General features: G+C 51.4%; 13 protein-coding genes. 12 read left to right on the top strand and 1 reads right to left on the bottom strand.

Annotated features, from left to right (window positions below; all coding sequences use genetic code 11):
- The first annotated feature begins 20 nt into the window (after positions 1-20).
- The 11 genes from HMPREF2896_RS02210 (at position 21) to HMPREF2896_RS02165 (ending at position 13,288) form a co-directional block, all read left to right on the top strand.
- Positions 21-596, top strand: coding sequence for a hypothetical protein (locus tag HMPREF2896_RS02210; RefSeq protein WP_070717350.1), 576 nt, complete (start codon positions 21-23; stop codon positions 594-596).
- Positions 593-2,710, top strand: a complete 2,118-nt coding sequence (locus tag HMPREF2896_RS02205; protein WP_070717347.1) for a glycosyltransferase — start codon at positions 593-595, stop codon at positions 2,708-2,710. The genes HMPREF2896_RS02210 and HMPREF2896_RS02205 overlap by 4 nt, the downstream gene beginning before the upstream one ends.
- 59 nt (positions 2,711-2,769) lie before the next feature.
- Positions 2,770-3,762, top strand: coding sequence for an ABC transporter permease (locus HMPREF2896_RS02200; protein WP_141754752.1), 993 nt, complete (start codon positions 2,770-2,772; stop codon positions 3,760-3,762).
- Positions 3,746-4,726, top strand: a complete 981-nt coding sequence (locus HMPREF2896_RS02195) for an ABC transporter ATP-binding protein (RefSeq protein ID WP_070717344.1) — start codon at positions 3,746-3,748, stop codon at positions 4,724-4,726. Before HMPREF2896_RS02200 ends, HMPREF2896_RS02195 begins: the two co-directional genes overlap by 17 nt.
- 81 nt (positions 4,727-4,807) lie before the next feature.
- Positions 4,808-5,731 carry a hypothetical protein gene (locus tag HMPREF2896_RS02190; protein ID WP_070717342.1) on the top strand — a complete coding sequence of 308 codons (924 nt, stop codon included), beginning with the start codon at positions 4,808-4,810 and terminating at the stop codon, positions 5,729-5,731.
- The gene (locus HMPREF2896_RS02185; protein ID WP_070717336.1) at positions 5,731-7,899 is read left to right on the top strand and encodes a glycosyltransferase; all 2,169 of its coding nucleotides are present in this window, start codon (positions 5,731-5,733) and stop codon (positions 7,897-7,899) included. The genes HMPREF2896_RS02190 and HMPREF2896_RS02185 overlap by 1 nt, the downstream gene beginning before the upstream one ends.
- A 41-nt stretch (positions 7,900-7,940) precedes the next feature.
- Entirely contained in the window at positions 7,941-8,882 is a 942-nt protein-coding gene (locus HMPREF2896_RS12320; protein WP_083311438.1) for an NAD-dependent epimerase/dehydratase family protein, read from the top strand.
- Positions 8,883-8,972: 90 nt separating this feature from the next.
- Positions 8,973-9,374: a hypothetical protein gene (locus HMPREF2896_RS12620; protein ID WP_141754751.1), complete on the top strand. Its 402-nt coding sequence runs from the start codon at positions 8,973-8,975 to the stop codon at positions 9,372-9,374.
- Entirely contained in the window at positions 9,374-11,545 is a 2,172-nt protein-coding gene (locus tag HMPREF2896_RS02175; RefSeq protein WP_070717328.1) for a glycosyltransferase family 2 protein, read from the top strand. Before HMPREF2896_RS12620 ends, HMPREF2896_RS02175 begins: the two co-directional genes overlap by 1 nt.
- A gap of 119 nt (positions 11,546-11,664) precedes the next feature.
- The gene (locus HMPREF2896_RS02170) at positions 11,665-12,219 is read left to right on the top strand and encodes a hypothetical protein (RefSeq protein ID WP_141754750.1); all 555 of its coding nucleotides are present in this window, start codon (positions 11,665-11,667) and stop codon (positions 12,217-12,219) included.
- Positions 12,209-13,288 (top strand): glycosyltransferase family 4 protein, encoded by a 1,080-nt coding sequence (locus tag HMPREF2896_RS02165; RefSeq protein WP_070717321.1) that lies wholly within the window; start codon positions 12,209-12,211, stop codon positions 13,286-13,288. The genes HMPREF2896_RS02170 and HMPREF2896_RS02165 overlap by 11 nt, the downstream gene beginning before the upstream one ends.
- 60 nt (positions 13,289-13,348) lie before the next feature.
- On the opposite strand, the gene HMPREF2896_RS02160 is transcribed toward HMPREF2896_RS02165, so the two are convergent.
- Positions 13,349-14,548 carry a hypothetical protein gene (locus HMPREF2896_RS02160; RefSeq protein ID WP_070717318.1) on the bottom strand — a complete coding sequence of 400 codons (1,200 nt, stop codon included), beginning with the start codon at positions 14,546-14,548 and terminating at the stop codon, positions 13,349-13,351.
- 281 nt (positions 14,549-14,829) lie between these two features.
- On the opposite strand from HMPREF2896_RS02160, the gene HMPREF2896_RS02155 reads away from it, so the two are divergent.
- A partial coding sequence (locus tag HMPREF2896_RS02155) for a transposase (protein ID WP_246823975.1) occupies positions 14,830-15,009 on the top strand: 180 nt, incomplete at its 3' end.

The following is a 15,009-nucleotide window of genomic DNA, read 5'->3' as shown; positions in this document are numbered from 1 at the left end:
CCAGGAGAATAGGTTCACCGATGCGCATATCTTCTCTTGACGGGTTTCAGCCGTTGGACTCCGCCTATGCCATGTTGTTGGAGTCCTCCGAACAACCTTTTTCTTTCCCACCGGCTACATCCCCAGTGACGTTCTGCTTTGCCGCGGAACAGCTCTCTGATGTCGCTGAGCTCCCGCTCGTTCTCGTCGATACCGATGCTAATGAGGCTTTGCCCATCCTCCGCGATTATGCGGCGAAGAATCGCCACGTTGAGTATTGGGCCCCGCGGGCGGATACGGCGCGGCTCCAGCAGATAGCGCTGGCGCAAGACAGCCACGATCTGTCGATTACAGGTAGCCGTCTCACCAAGAACTGGATACAGGTTTGCATCGGTCCTGCTACCGAGCACGACCGCTCGTGCGAGGACTGGGTGCAGGGGCTTAAGGCTGCTACAGCTCCGGTCGAATTCACCGAATCCCCCGGTGTCGCTGCCCCTGAGGTGTCATTGAGAAGCCTTGTGATCTCTCGTATCACCCCATTGGCTAAGCCACTCAAGAAGTACCTTCCGGGTTCTGTGGTGATTGTGCTGTACAAGATTCTGGAGAAGATCCGATGAACAACCTTTTGCCTGGCGTATCCGTGGTCATCCCATCCTTTGTCGCCGACGCATCAGAGATGACAGAAGAAATTGCAGCCACAAGCCTCGGTTCTGCTCTTGCCTCCCTTGCGGAACAGAGCTTGAGAAAAGACCTCATCGAGGTTCTCATCACCCTCAACGGTAAAGGAGTCGCTGCTGCCAGCGGAGAGGCTATGCAGATCGCATTGCGCGACAGCTTGGCCAGCCGCTTCCCAGAGCTAAGCATTCGGGTGCTACGCAGCCTGGTTCCCGGTGCCGGGCGCGCCCGTAATCTTGGAATTGCCTCCGCAAGCCGCCGCTTCATCGCTTTTCTTGATGACGATGACACCCTTCAACCAAAGTATCTCGAAACTGGCCTTGAGAATGCCGACGACGGCGCTATTATTCTCTTGCCCATCGTCGACACCACCGACGGGGCGTCCACCCAGGACAACTCCCTCAACGCCCGCATCACGACGTTGCGCGGTACGGCGGTTCCAGTTGCCGCCGCGCCGTGGGCGCTTGGCTTCAATGCCAGCAAAATCATTCCGACCGCACTAGCTCAGCGCTACCGCTACGATGAGTCACTCCGCTCCGGCGAGGACGTGGTGTATTTCGCGAACTTCCTTAGGCGTCCAGGACTGCTTCTTCACACCCCACAGGCGGGGGAGGAGGCTGCCTACGTGCGCACGATTCGACCCGACTCGGTTTCTCGCCAACGGGAAAGCTTCGATTTCAACGTGGTGCAGCGTCTGGAATGCATTGCCAAGCTCCGAGAAATCGAGGAAGCAGACAGCAAGCAGCGCGCACTAGAAAAGCTTGAACAAGCCCAGTTTAGTTTCGTGGAGAACTATCTCACAACACACCCGGGCGAGGTTCAGCAAGCCATCAACACCGCCGTGGATGCCGGCGTTCCCGGTTTGAATTGGGAGAACCTCCGCCAGGAAAGTGCCAGGCGCCTGGTATTTTCATATTGCTTCCCTCCTTACGCTGACACCTCAGCCAATGTCACGGCGAAGGTGATCAGGAATGATGCAGAGCTTGTTGATGTCTTCTATGCCAACATGCAGCGCGTTCGCGGACGTGACGATTCAACCAGGTTGATTGTCGATCCCTACCTGATCCATGCCGAGGAGATCGATGTCGTGCCCTCCTTCGCGCATTGGGGAGCGATTTGCTCCTACGCGCGCCAGGCGGCACGCAAGGCAAGCAAACGGGCTAGAAAACAAGGCGGCTATGAGTCGATGTACTCCCGCGCCCTATGGTCTGGCTCCCACGTCGCCGCTGCGCTGTTCGAAGACAAGCACCCGGGAACGCGATGGGAAGCAGAATTCTCCGATCCTTTGAGCGTCGGTGTGGACGGCACGCCCCGTCCAGGCGAGCTAACGAGGGGTATCACAACTTATCAACTGCGGAAGATGGTCGAGCGCTCCGACTGGTCGGGACTCTCGTACACAACTCACTTCGAGCTCACTGAGCTTGTCACCCTTCTTTATGCAGATGAGGTGATTTTCACCAATGCTAATCAGCAGCAGGTGATGTTGGAGCGCTATCCGGAGGAATTTCAATTTTTCGTTCGGGAAAAATCGACCATCCGCCACCATGCAGTCCCGACGGCGGAAATGTACCGCTTGGTGGGGTCGGACTATAGCCTCGACTCAGAACGCATCAACATTGCTTACTTCGGAAATTTCTACGCCAACCGCGGCATCAGAGATGTATTGGCCGCGCTTGCGGAACATCCACGACGCGAGAAGTTCGTCCTGCACATCTTCACCTCTAATCCGGAAAAGCTGAGACGGCAGTTGTGGGGGAACCCAGCAGCTGACAATGTCCGGATCAACGGTTACGTTCCCTATCTGGAGTTTCTTAACGTTTCCACGAGTTTTGACGTCTTGGTGGTCAATGACACCGACACGGTGGGAACAGCATTCAGTGTCAATCCATTCTTGCCTTCGAAATACGCCGATTACGCTGGGAGCGGAACAGCCGTGTGGGGCATCGTGGTCGAAGACTCGCCGCTATCTAAGTTACCGTTGACGTACTGCACGGCTTCGGGTGATTCTGCACAGGCAGGCACGGTGCTAGACGAACTTCTTGGGAAGTCTGAGTAGAATACTCGTTAGTAAAACTCGGTCTGCGTGAAGTAGGCGCTTCCTTTGATAGGCCGAGAGTGGACACACTGGTGTCATATCACTCGAAAACCGATGAAGGAATGGAAGGGCTGATGCATGTGGCACGCCATAAATGGCGAAGCTCCAAAACTGCACAACGCGGAGTTGAAGAGCTCAATGCCCAGGTTGCCCGGCATGAGGGCCGGGTGCAGATAGTAAACCCAGAGGGGCTCCACCCCTTGGCTACACGCCCGACGCTGCGTGAGTACATTTCGCAGCTGTGGGCACGCCGTTTCTTCATTACTGCGGATGCTCGGGCAAAGGCACTGCGAACCACTCGTGATTACCGTCTGTGGCAGTTATGGCTCGTTCTCAACCCGCTCTTTGATGTAGCTCTGTACGGGTTTCTTTTCGGCATACTCTTGAAAACCTCCAGGGGCATTGAGAACTTCATTGGCTTTCTCTTTATCGGCATTATCTTTATGTCGATGATGACGGGGCTGATGAACTCTGGCATCAGCCTCATGCAATCCTCGCGCTCCATGATCCGCGCGTTCCAGTTTCCACGTGCATCTATCCCTTTCTCGACGACTCTACGGTCAATGATCGATAACGTCTTACCAGCCATGGTGGCGTTGTTAGCGGCTTTCCTTTTTCAGTGGGGAACGTGGCCTTCATGGACATTGATACTCGTAGTTCCGCTGTTTGTGTTGATCCACATCTTTGGTTGCGGGCTTATGATGATCACGGCGCGCCTTACAGCCCAGATTCCTGAAGCAAAAACCATTCTGGGTCTTGTGAGCCGCGGACTCTTCTTCTTATCCGGTGTGATGTTTTCCATCGATAGGTTCGCTGAGCATTCAGCTGTTCACCAGGTCATGTCGGCCAATCCGTGCTACATCTTCCTTACGGCAGTGCGTGATGCTTCGATTTATCGTACCGCACCTAGTCTCGCGACCTGGGGAGAGCTTGTGGCCTGGAGCGTAGGAGCCTTTGTGCTTGGTTTTATCTTCTTCTGGAGGGCGGAGGATAAGTATGTTCGACTCGTCTAAGTTGCCTGCAGCACCTGGTGAGTACCTCGAAACGAAAAAGAAGGTCACGGATGAGAAAGGCGAGGACCAATCGCGGGAAGGCTTTATAGAAGAACCATCTGTCGCCGAACCACCAGCGCAGTCGCAATCTGACCTCGATATCAATTACGTGGAGCGAGCGAACGTTGTCGTAGACAACGTGTCCAAGCGCTACGTGATTAGTCAGGGCCGCTCCTCTGATGCGAGTATGACTCGCGTGAGTCGCGGAAAAACTGTCGTTGATGCAATCGTTAATGCTTCGCTCATCGCGCTACCCGGTGAATCGATCGGCATTATTGGCCTCAATGGTTCAGGAAAATCGACTCTGTTGAGCATGATTGCCGGAGGCTTAGCTCCAACATCGGGGCGGATTCTGACGCGCTCCCAGCCCACGCTCATGGGCGTGTCCCCGGCTCTTCAGCCAGATCTGTCCGGGGAGCACAATATCTACCTGGGGTGCTTGGCTCTGGGAATGAGTCCTGCCGACGCAAGGGCACAAATTCCTGAAATCGCGGAGTGGACCGAACTCGGTGATGCGATCAAACGACCAATGAAGACCTATTCGTCCGGTATGTCAGCACGCTTGTCTTTCGCAATTTCGACAGCAGTGAGGCCAGACATCCTCATGATTGATGAAGCCCTGTCCACTGGTGACGCCGCCTTCGGTGCAAAGGCTAGCGCCCGAATGCACGAGCTCCTTGAGCGCGCCGGAAACCTGTTCTTGGTTTCGCACGCTATCAAGGAAATTGAGAATAATTGCAACCGGGCGATCTGGATTTCAAAAGGCCGAATCATCGCCGATGGTCCAACTGATGTAGTTGCGGCACAGTATCACGAATGGGCAAAACTCATGGGTAGGGAAGATAAGCAGCCTGCACACGACTTTCTCGCAGAAGTCACGGCCGATTACCGGCCCCCAATGGTGATTCTCGAAAAACCTATCTAAATCTAAGCCATCGAAATGTGGGTGAGTTATCTGGAATCCGCCCATACGTTAAGCAAGAGATTGTTTGAAGGAATGACTTTCATGAGCCTTGATTACTTCCGCCGTGGTAGAGGACTAATCATCCTTGCAGCTTTGGCTGCGGTACTGCTTATCGGCGCAATTGTAGTGAACAGCAGCGCTATTAGCAGAATGCTTTTGGCTGGTGCAGTCATCGTTGGTTTTGTCTTTTTAGTGATGTCGATTTCCGCACGCAAAAAGTCGGAGGGTCTCACCAAAGAAGCTCTACGACGGAGTTCGCGCCTAGAGAGAGAGCTTCAGACTATTTCTGTAGCTGCCCAAGAACAGAATCAGCGTGCTGAGCGGGAGCCGCTGTCGTCCCTGACAGTAGAACCGTCTGGAAAGACTGGCAAAGAGGGGAACACTGTACAAAGCGTGTTTGCACCTCACACAATTCCGGCATCGCACATCGTAGGGCGCCCTGACGCGCATACAGCTGGGCGCGTGGCAGCTGAACAGACTATGGATAGCGATAGCTCCGACGTTCTGCGTGCACTGATGAATGCGCATTCTGAAAAGTGGATTCGACGTATCGAGCTTATCGGTTCACAGCGGTGTGCCGATTCCTTGAACGATCTGGCAGAAGTAGAGCGAATCTCTGCGCCTCACTTAATTGGAAAACCATCAAGAAATGCAAGCTACCTCGTAATTGAGGAGGACCAATTTGAGCGAGGCGTATGGGCAGGCCTGTTGTCTACGCAGAAAACGACGAGTTTTCTCCAGTTACTAGATCACATGAAGAAAGCAGAAGAAAATGGAACTGTCGTTATCGTCTGCCCTAGCGAAACTTCGAATCATTTCAGCGAAGAGCTTCGTCAACGTGCGACAGTAGTGTTGTCGAAGAACTCCTCCTCATGGGGTTGGGAAGATGATATTAATGCACCGGTGTTCAAAGCACTGCTCCGCGACGTGACGGAACTCAGTGGTACAGAAGAGGAGAGGATGTAATGAGCTCAGTTGTGGTCTACGGTGATGTAAGTCCGAACGTTATTGATGGCTCCTCCATTTGGCTGATGTCGGTTTCTGAAGTGCTTTCCGGGGTGTTTGATGAGGTCCACATTCAGCTAAAAAGCCATCCTCAAAACCGTACGTTGCTTGGAGCAGTCGATGGGATTGCAAACATTCACATTCATGCTCCCGAAGGCATTGCAGACGACGCAGCACTTGATACAACGGCTGCGGCAGAATTGGTGGAGAAGCTCCTTGAGGAGACCCGTTCAACCGCTATCGTAGTGAGAGGCTTCCAAGCAGCCTACGATTTCAGCTTGAGCGAGAGAATCTCGCCGGTGCTGTGGTCCTATGTCACAGACCTTCCCTTTCCTCCGAAGAAGCTGTCCGAAACTAATGTGCAGCGGCTGAAGCACATCGCCGAGAATTCTCGTCGAATTTTTGCCCAAACTGAAGCCGCACGTTCGTATTGGGAAGCCTTGGTTCCACAAGCTGCCGGAAGAGTTCTTCTTATCCCGCCGATGATTCCGGACTATGCATTTAATACCGAGAAAAATCCTAAGACCACAGAGCAAGTTGCTATCAAAATTGTGTACGCAGGAAAGCTGGCTCGTGAGTGGCGAACACTTGAAATGTTAGAGCTTCCGCGGAAGTTGAAGGAACACGATATTGAGGCGCATCTCAATGTGGTGGGGGCGAAATTCAATAGGGCAAAGGATGACCCTCAATGGGTCGGAAGAATGCGAGACGCGCTAGAGAAGGCACATGCTGATCCTGACAGTGGAGTGACGTGGCTGGGAGCGCTTCCCCGAACCGAGTCGATCAAGGAGATTATGAAGGCCGACCTTGGCTTTGGTTGGCGCACGGCAGAATTGGATTCGAGCCTGGAAGTCTCAACCAAGGCCCTAGAGTATGGCGCGGCCGGGGCAGCGCCAATCATTAATGACACTGAGGACCATCGACTACTCTGGGGCGACGACTACCCATTCTTTGTTCGTGCTGATGACACAGTTGATGTCGTTGCGAAGAAGATCGCTGCGGGCTTACCGAAGGTAGAAGCGGCGCGTCAAAAGGCGGCCCTGGCAAGTGGGTATTTCTCGATGAGTAAAGCTCGCGAAAGGTTTGAGTCTTATTTTGGGCGAGCAGGGGCACTGGTCACGTCGAATACACTGAACGGAGACCGGCCGCAACGGGTGGTGGTGGCGTCTCATGATTTCAAATTCATGGGAGAGTTGATGGATTTCCTCAATCGAAATCCATCGTTCGACGTGCAGCTAGATAGATGGTCCACGCTTCACACACATAATGAGGAAATCAGCAAGCAACTCGCGGAATGGGCCGATACAGTTTTTTGTGAATGGGCGGGTCCCTCGCTGGCGTGGTATTCGAAGCACCTTCCCGAGGGAACGAGACTAATCTCTCGGCTTCATAGATTTGAACTCAATGGTCCATGGATGGACAACGTTGTATGGGACAACGTGAACAAATTGGTGTTTGTCTCAGATTGGGTCCGTAGGCAGGCGGTTGAACGATTCGGATTGGCTGAAAGCAAGACCATGGTTTTGCCTAACACAGTCGATCTTCTGGATTTCGATCGGCCGAAGACCAGTAATGCGCAATTCACACTGGGATTAGTCGGTATGGTCCCGTTCCTTAAGCGTCCAGATCGTGCACTCGACCTCATTGAAGAACTTGTTAGCATTGATGAACGTTATACCTTGCGTATTAAGGGACGAATGCCATGGGAGTATCCACATGTATGGAGCGACTCCGTGCAAAAACAACTCTACTTAGAGTTCTTTGAGCGCCTCGCACGAAGTGAGATACTTGCTGAGCACGTCACGTTCGATTCATTTAGTGCCGATATCGCTTCCTGGCACCGTGGCATTGGATTTATTCTGTCCCCAAGCGAGTTGGAAAGCTTCCACCTTGCACCGGCCGAAGGAATGGCAGCTCGGACAATTCCAGTTTTCTGGGAGCGGGAAGGTGTGAAGGAAGTATTCGGTGACTACTCGCGAGAGTGCAGCCCTGAGGCTCGGATTAAGGTCATTTTGCAAGGCCAGGAAAAGGAGTCCTTTGTTGCGTTAGGGGCAGCCGCGAGGGAATATTCCCAGCGCTGGGATGTGACTACAATAATGCCGCGGTGGGAGCAACTGCTCGCGGACTGATCTCGTACGCAACGACGAACAACAATGCTAATATCACGGCTATGCATTGTCTTGTGACCGGTGGCGCCGGGTTTATTGGTTCTCATCTTGTTGATCTTCTCGTTGAGGAAGGCCATACGGTCACAGTCTTGGATGATTTTTCGTCCGGGCGGTTGGAGAATCTTCACATCGCACGATCAATGGGTGGGGTCGATATCGTGGAAGGCGATATTCGTACCATCGATTACGACAATCTCTTTTCCCAGGCTCCCTTTGAAGTTGTGTTCCATCTGGCAGCTCAAATTGATGTACGGAAGTCAGTGGAGAATCCAGTAATTGATTGTGAGACTAATGTCGTGGCCACGGTGAAACTCGCAGACGCAGCACGGCGGCACGGTGTACGTAAAATCGTCCATACCTCGTCTGGTGGATCCATTTATGGGCAGCCAGATTCTTTCCCGGTAAGCGAATCCATGCCAGTGGCTCCTGAATCACCTTATGCGGCCAGTAAAGCAGCCGGCGAGCTGTATTTGAGCATGTTTTCCCGCCTTTATGGAATTCAATCAAGTTTTGTTGCTCCGGCCAATGTGTACGGGCCACGCCAAAATCCGCATGGCGAAGCCGGCGTGGTTGCAATCTTTATTGAACGCCTACTGAATGGGAGGCCGACAAAGGTCTTTGGCACGGGTTCAAATACCCGAGACTATGTCTTTGTCAAGGACGTTGCTCGAGCGTTTTACTTGGCTTCCAATGATGAAGCTAACGGTGAGCGGTTCAATATCGGTACGGGCATTGAAACGAGTGACAGGGAATTGCATACGTTGGTTGCGCAAGCTGTGGGAGTGCAAGATGAACCAGAATATGCGCCTGCGAGAAAAGGCGATGTGCCGAGGTCCTCGTTGGATTCTTCTAAGGCAAGGAGACTACTTGGTTGGAATTCGTCTCTGACACTATCCGCTGGAATTGCAGAAACGGTGGCTTTCTTTAAGGGGACAGGGAAATAAGCCGTTAGCTGCTAAGGGCATGATTCACCACAAGCTTGGGGCTCGTACCAAAGCGCTGCAGTAGCGTTGCTGCTCCACTACACTTGCCCTATGTCAAAAAACTCTCATAGCGCGGTCTTTCCATTCGAGGTAAGCAGTATTGCCCTCTTCTTACCTGGAGAGGCGCTCGTCCCTTTCCAATTTCGCGATTTTCTTGTAACTTTTCGTTTCTTTAATGCTGAAGGGGTTGAATTACCGCCGGCAGTTTGTAGTGCGCCGGTGACTGAGGCGTTCAATGAGCCTTTTGTTTACCTAAAGGAGTCCGGCGTAGAGGGTGTCTTTCTAGAGACGAATGCGGCTCGGTTTAATCCATATATTAAGTCCGTCGACCTTACAGTGCACCCGTGGAAAAGCCATGATGCTAGCGTTCTAGATTCAATCACGGATTCGCTTTATGCTCACGCGATTGCCGCAGAAAGCAAAGAAAACTTAGTTTGGAAGGTGGCGCCGTAATGTCGATTTCTGTAGTTTTTCAGCTTATACCCGAGGATATTGACGAGGCTCGCGCTTACATTGATAGCTTCAAGAAGATTGAAGGTGTGAACGAGTGCATTCTTAGCCTTCCTAATCTCCTCGATGGTGCAGCAGTATCTGGGCTTTTTGAAACTGCGAACGCTCTTGCCGACTCATTCTTTAAGTTTGAGGTGTGCCCATCAGATTATTCTAGTTCTGCGTGCATGAATATTTCCGCGGTGAAGGCACAGAATAACGTTCTGTTGTTCGTGGAAAGAGGATTTTGGGTCGTCCCAGACGACGAGACAACGCACAACTTAGCTGAGCTTCAGCGTGGGGTCGTTGCTGAGATCACGCGGTTCAGGAGTCTTAATAGCAAGGCTAACGACATATCGGGCCAAGTAAGCTATTTAACCCGTATGCCCGATACCGTGCTTGGCCGTGTTTTTGCTATTAACCGGGCCCATTTCTTGGAAGTCCGTGGGTTTGACGAGAGCGCGTTGTTTTGTGAAGCACTTGGCTACGACTTTATCCTCCGCCAGCACAGGCGTGGGGGAAAGGCGGCAAGGGTAGAAGGCTTTAAAGCAGTTGCAGAAGAAGCGTCATTATCAACCGCTAGCGACGCTGAAATGCAGCTAATGGAGCGCGTAGACAGCAGACAGAGTCTGTATCCAAACCTGATTAATTGGTCTGTCCCGCAAAATGAACGTCTGCCGTTGGTTTCCGTAGCAATTGCAACGAAAGACCGATATGACATGCTGGTTGAGAGTATCAACTCTGTGCTGTACCAGACATTCCAAGAGTTCGAAATTGTTGTTGTCGATGATGGCTCCGAGGAACCTCTTCGTGTGAAAGAGGCGATCGCCAGCATCAATGATTCCAGGGTAAGACTGATTCAGCACGATAAGCCTAGGGGAGTTGCTGCTGCTCGGAATACAGCAGCGAAACACTCAAATTGTTTGCTCACTGCAGTTCATGATGATGATGACATCATGCTTCCCAATCGTCTTGAAATTGGTATTGACGGCCTGTCACAGACAATCGACGCTACCTACGGTGGCTGGATTAATTTCCAGGATGATACGGGTGAACTGCGCGGTTTCTTGACTCTGAAGGGCTTTAGCGCAGCTATGGTGGCATTCAATGGTGCTGGGCCCGGTCACAGTACTTGGACTTTGCCGACTCAGTTGATTAGGGATTTTGCTTATGACGAGCGGCTGACTTCTTCAGTTGACCATGAATTAGCTACTCGCCTGATGAACGCGGGTGTTAGCTGGGGCCACGTCGAAAGATTCATGTATTTGCGGCGAGTGCACGACTTGCAGATCACCGCGCAAGATTCCGACAATCAAAAGGCAGGACACACTCTTTCCCGGCTGGCGAACCGGTTCCTGACATCTGGGCCAAGCCAAAGTTCATTGAAGAAGTTGGGCGGGGAACTAAAGTATCCGGATGTTCCGGGAAGAACGGATCTTTTCAATACTTTCGGTGCATATCTTCCAGACAAGCTGGTGTCCCGTGACATTATCTTGCAAGGGAATACGGTAAATCTTGCTATCGATGCCGATATGCCGGACAAATTGACGACGATTGTTACGGAGCGCGATATCCTACGTGATCGTGCCGTCTTTGAGAACGCGGTTATTGAAGATGTGAGTCAGGAAGAAATTGTGAATCTTCGCCAAATTGGCTTCAAATCTTTTACTCTTCGTGTTCGTGATCAACTTCAACTCCACGCAAATGAAGGGATGGAGGGAGAGCATGAAGTGCCAGCAGTTACGCAAGCTCGAGTCGATGAGTCTTTGCAGCAACGAATTTTAACGAGCAGTAGGTCGCTCCGTACACAAGATGGCAATGTGCAGCTTAGTGTTCTTTACTTCCCAGACAGCGTAGAAGTGGTTGCCATCGATGCCTTTGAGGGGCTACTCCAAGAGGCTAGGAAGATTGTTAGCGTTGGCGAGTTCGGGTACAAGAGTTCTGCTTACATCTTTGTCACTAAAGAACATGATTCAGCGCGAGAGCTGGAGGCCTATTTGCGCACGGCTTACCCTGGGGGTTCAGTATATAGAATAGGGCTTGGAAGTGCATTATTTGCGAAACAATTCTCTAATTCAAATAAAAATGTAATAGCCGAAGAATTGAATGATTCTGGAATCGATAGGGGACTTTAATGAGATTCGCTTGGGAGAATTCGTTGACAGGTAAGTTTGCTCTTCGAGAGCGAACCGATCAACCGAGTGAGTCCGTCTCATTCCCGAGAGAGCTACGATTAGACCTCGTGCTCACTGGCATGAATAAGACAATTGCTCTATTAGCGGGGTTACTCATTTTCGGCGAAAACGCAGATCGACAGCGGATAAGCTGGCCTCAGGCCACGCTTGAGTTTGACGATTGTGTAAGAAATGTGTGGGAGGAGCAGGCTCCTCGTTTTGAAATCGAGACGGATGCTAACTGGACTCCTGATAATCACACCATCTTGATCCTTTGTGACTATCGACCACAAACCGTTCCGATCCAGTCAAACGATAAACCACGGCAAGTAATGCTGCAGGTGCGTGATAGTGCGCACTGGACTGGAAAGATGTTCTCGATTGATCGGGTGGAATTTGCAGCCAACATTTCCGCTTTCGGAAAACGCTTTGCTGAAGATTTGAGTTTTCGTGTAGCCGTCGCACTCTTGCTATGCGGTGACTGGCGCTCTTCAGAGCTTGTAGTGGAGCGCCCAAAAACGGATAACTCTTGGCTCAATGAAAGAGACGTCATCGAGCTCTGTGCGTCAATTGGGATAAAGCTTCGTTTACTTGATCCAGTGCAATTGGAGGAGATGCTCGTCTATGCCCAATAGAAAGATTCTCATGCCTGTCCGGACTGTCGCCGAATGGGGAGGCGTTCATGAGTGGACTGTTGACGCCGCTTCATCACTAGTAGCTCGCGGTAACGACGTAACTTTTGTTGGACAAGGCGATACCTTTAGCGAAAGAGCGCAAGTGGTTGGTGCCTCGTTCATCGAAATTGATTGGAACGATTGGGAGAACGACATTGAGCGTATCGCTCAAGATGTCGATTTTGATTTGATATTTTCCCATGCTCCCGGGGGCAGACAGATCGGCCTCGCTGTAAACGAGATTGCGAACGCAGAACATGTCGTTATGGTTCACGGTGCGTACCATGATTACATGTACGAGTGGTCTGACAGAGTCGATGCTTTTGTCGCAGCAAGTCCATCACTGGTGCATTTTGTGCAGCGCTTTGGACGAGTAGCACCGTGGAAAGTAACCAATCTTCCGAATGCGGCGCCCACTGAAATTTTTGACCTTCCGTTAATTTCGCATGATGAGAAACTAAGTGACGGTGTGGGCAGGATCTTGACTGCCTCGCGCCTTTCTCCTGATAAGGTTCCCCAAATCGCTGCTGTCGAAGAGGCTGCGGAGAGCCTAAGCCGGCTCTACCCCGACATCAGATGGGTTATTGACATCTATGGTGATGGCCCGCTCAAAGCGGTTTATGAGCAGCGATATGCTGCTTTGTCACGTCGTTTATCAAATGTCAGCTATAAATTTCATGGTTGGGTTTCCCCTCAAGAAGTACCCATACTAATGAATAAGGCTTACTTAACTGTTACAGCAGGCATGGCCGGAATGCGAGCACTCGCTGCTGGGTCCCTTTGCCTTGCTGCAGGAGCTAAAGATACGGTTGGCATTCAAATTGGTCGAAACCTACGGGCTGGCTTATGGTCAAACTTTGGTGACCACGGGGTGCAACGGTTTGAAAAAACTGATGTGAAATCCGACCTCAATTCGTTGTCGAATCCAATCCGATACAATGAAGCAGTCAAAATAGCCCGAGAAAAGGTATTGACGGGCAATTCTCAAGAATTGGTAAATAATTTGATGTACAGTGCGCTGAACATCTAATGGGCATTGGATAAGTAATAGAAAAGCCCCTTTACTGAATATAAAGGGGCAAATCTAGCTCTACGGCCAATGTGGCTCTGCTTGACTGTTAACAATTGGCGTTAGGGCTTTCTGCAGCTGTTTCCACTCATTTGCTAACTGGTCAAATTTATTGCTAAAGACTGTCGAATTGACAGTGGGCTCAACGATGTCTTCGGGGCGCTTAAAATTCGGCACCTGCCTCTTCTCTTCGAGCCGCCAACGAATGCGAATCGCGTCGAAATGACCAGCAAATGCCTCAGTCTCAGGAAGTGGCGTAGTGTCTTGTCCTCTGACGACGTGAGCCATAAGTTGATCGCTTTCGACTATCCTCGCAGGAGCGAAGATGTATTTTGGAGCTAGCCATGCACCGCGCTCTTCGCCTAGAGAATAGTCGGAGTGCACCCTGACATCAGTTAGAGCATCTGACCTATTGGGGAACGGGCGTATGGGCTGGCGATTAAAGTGGAGCACAGCTTGGTCGGTGTTGGCTAGAACCTCCGGAAGTGACTCTCCTCCAACGTGAATAGGAAGCTCATCGATGTCGATCATTAAGGCAGAGCGTGCCTTCTGGGTGAAAAATCGACGCGAATGCTCCCACGCAACGTGTTGACTGTAGTCAGAGTCCCAGACATTGTTTGGCCCGCCTGTCGGCCCGTAGGGCATGTTCCATCGAACGACCATATGTGACTTTAAGCCAGGAATCATAGACAGAACTTGGTCGACCCGTTCTGGCGGGTATAGTGTGCTTGCATTGTCATAGATGACTACCGTGTCTATCGCATTGACGTTAACATTGTAGAAAGCCCAGTACGCAATCCATTCAAGTCTGTTGTCTTGTTGTTGAGTGACCAGAACGTTTCTATCCTCGTTTAAGTCACTCGGAATGTTTGGGACCTCAACTTCCCAGTGGCCCAAAGGGCCGTCGATCTCGAGCACGCCGGAAGAGTCGGGAACATGGGCGTATGCTCGAGACATTCGATTCAGTGATTCGAAGGTGATGGAGGTGGAAATGTCAGTCCAGTTCCATCTAAATTTGGAAGCCTTTAACTCTTCTTCGAGATTCTCCCATTTGGGGCCGATCATCCACAATGTTCCGTCTTTTACGAAGACGTCGGAAAAGACGGTTAGGAAATCGTAGTTTTTAAGATAGTTGTCCTGCCGATCGCTGGGTTTCCGTGGAGGATACCTTTTGATTGGGGCGTCAGAAGGTAGGCTGACGATATTCGGAGTGTAAATCATGTGACTCTTCCTGAATAGGGTCTGTACGGAGGCTTCGGCGCATAGGCTAAGCGAAGGTTGGATTGTTGCAGGTTTGCATCCAAATTGGACATGATAATTCTACCATTGTGAGAGTCGTTGGATTGCGGGAACGGGGGTGTTCCTATATAGGTTTGTCAACCTCGCGGGTGTAATAGCCGGGGTTGATTTTTCAACCGGGGTTGTTTGGACGTGTTGTTTTCTGGCATGGCTGTGAAGCGTCCTGGGTTTAGTTCCCACCTCAGCTAAGGAAGGATTGAACTATGCCTAGAAAGTATTCCGTCGAGTTCAAGGAGAAGGCGGTCCATCAGATCATCGAAATGGTCCGCCTGGAGTCTTGCTCACTGCAACGTGCCTACACGGAGGTCGGTGAGCTGCTTGGGGTGTCTCACCACACGTTGCGGGCTTGGTACCGTGACAGCGCTTCAGTACGTGATGACTCT

The organism is Corynebacterium sp. HMSC069E04 (assembly GCF_001813175.1).
Classification (GTDB): Bacteria; Actinomycetota; Actinomycetes; order Mycobacteriales; family Mycobacteriaceae; genus Corynebacterium; species Corynebacterium aurimucosum.
The sequence above is the reverse complement of the archived record's forward strand: the minus strand, read 5'-3'. Positions and strand labels throughout refer to the sequence as shown.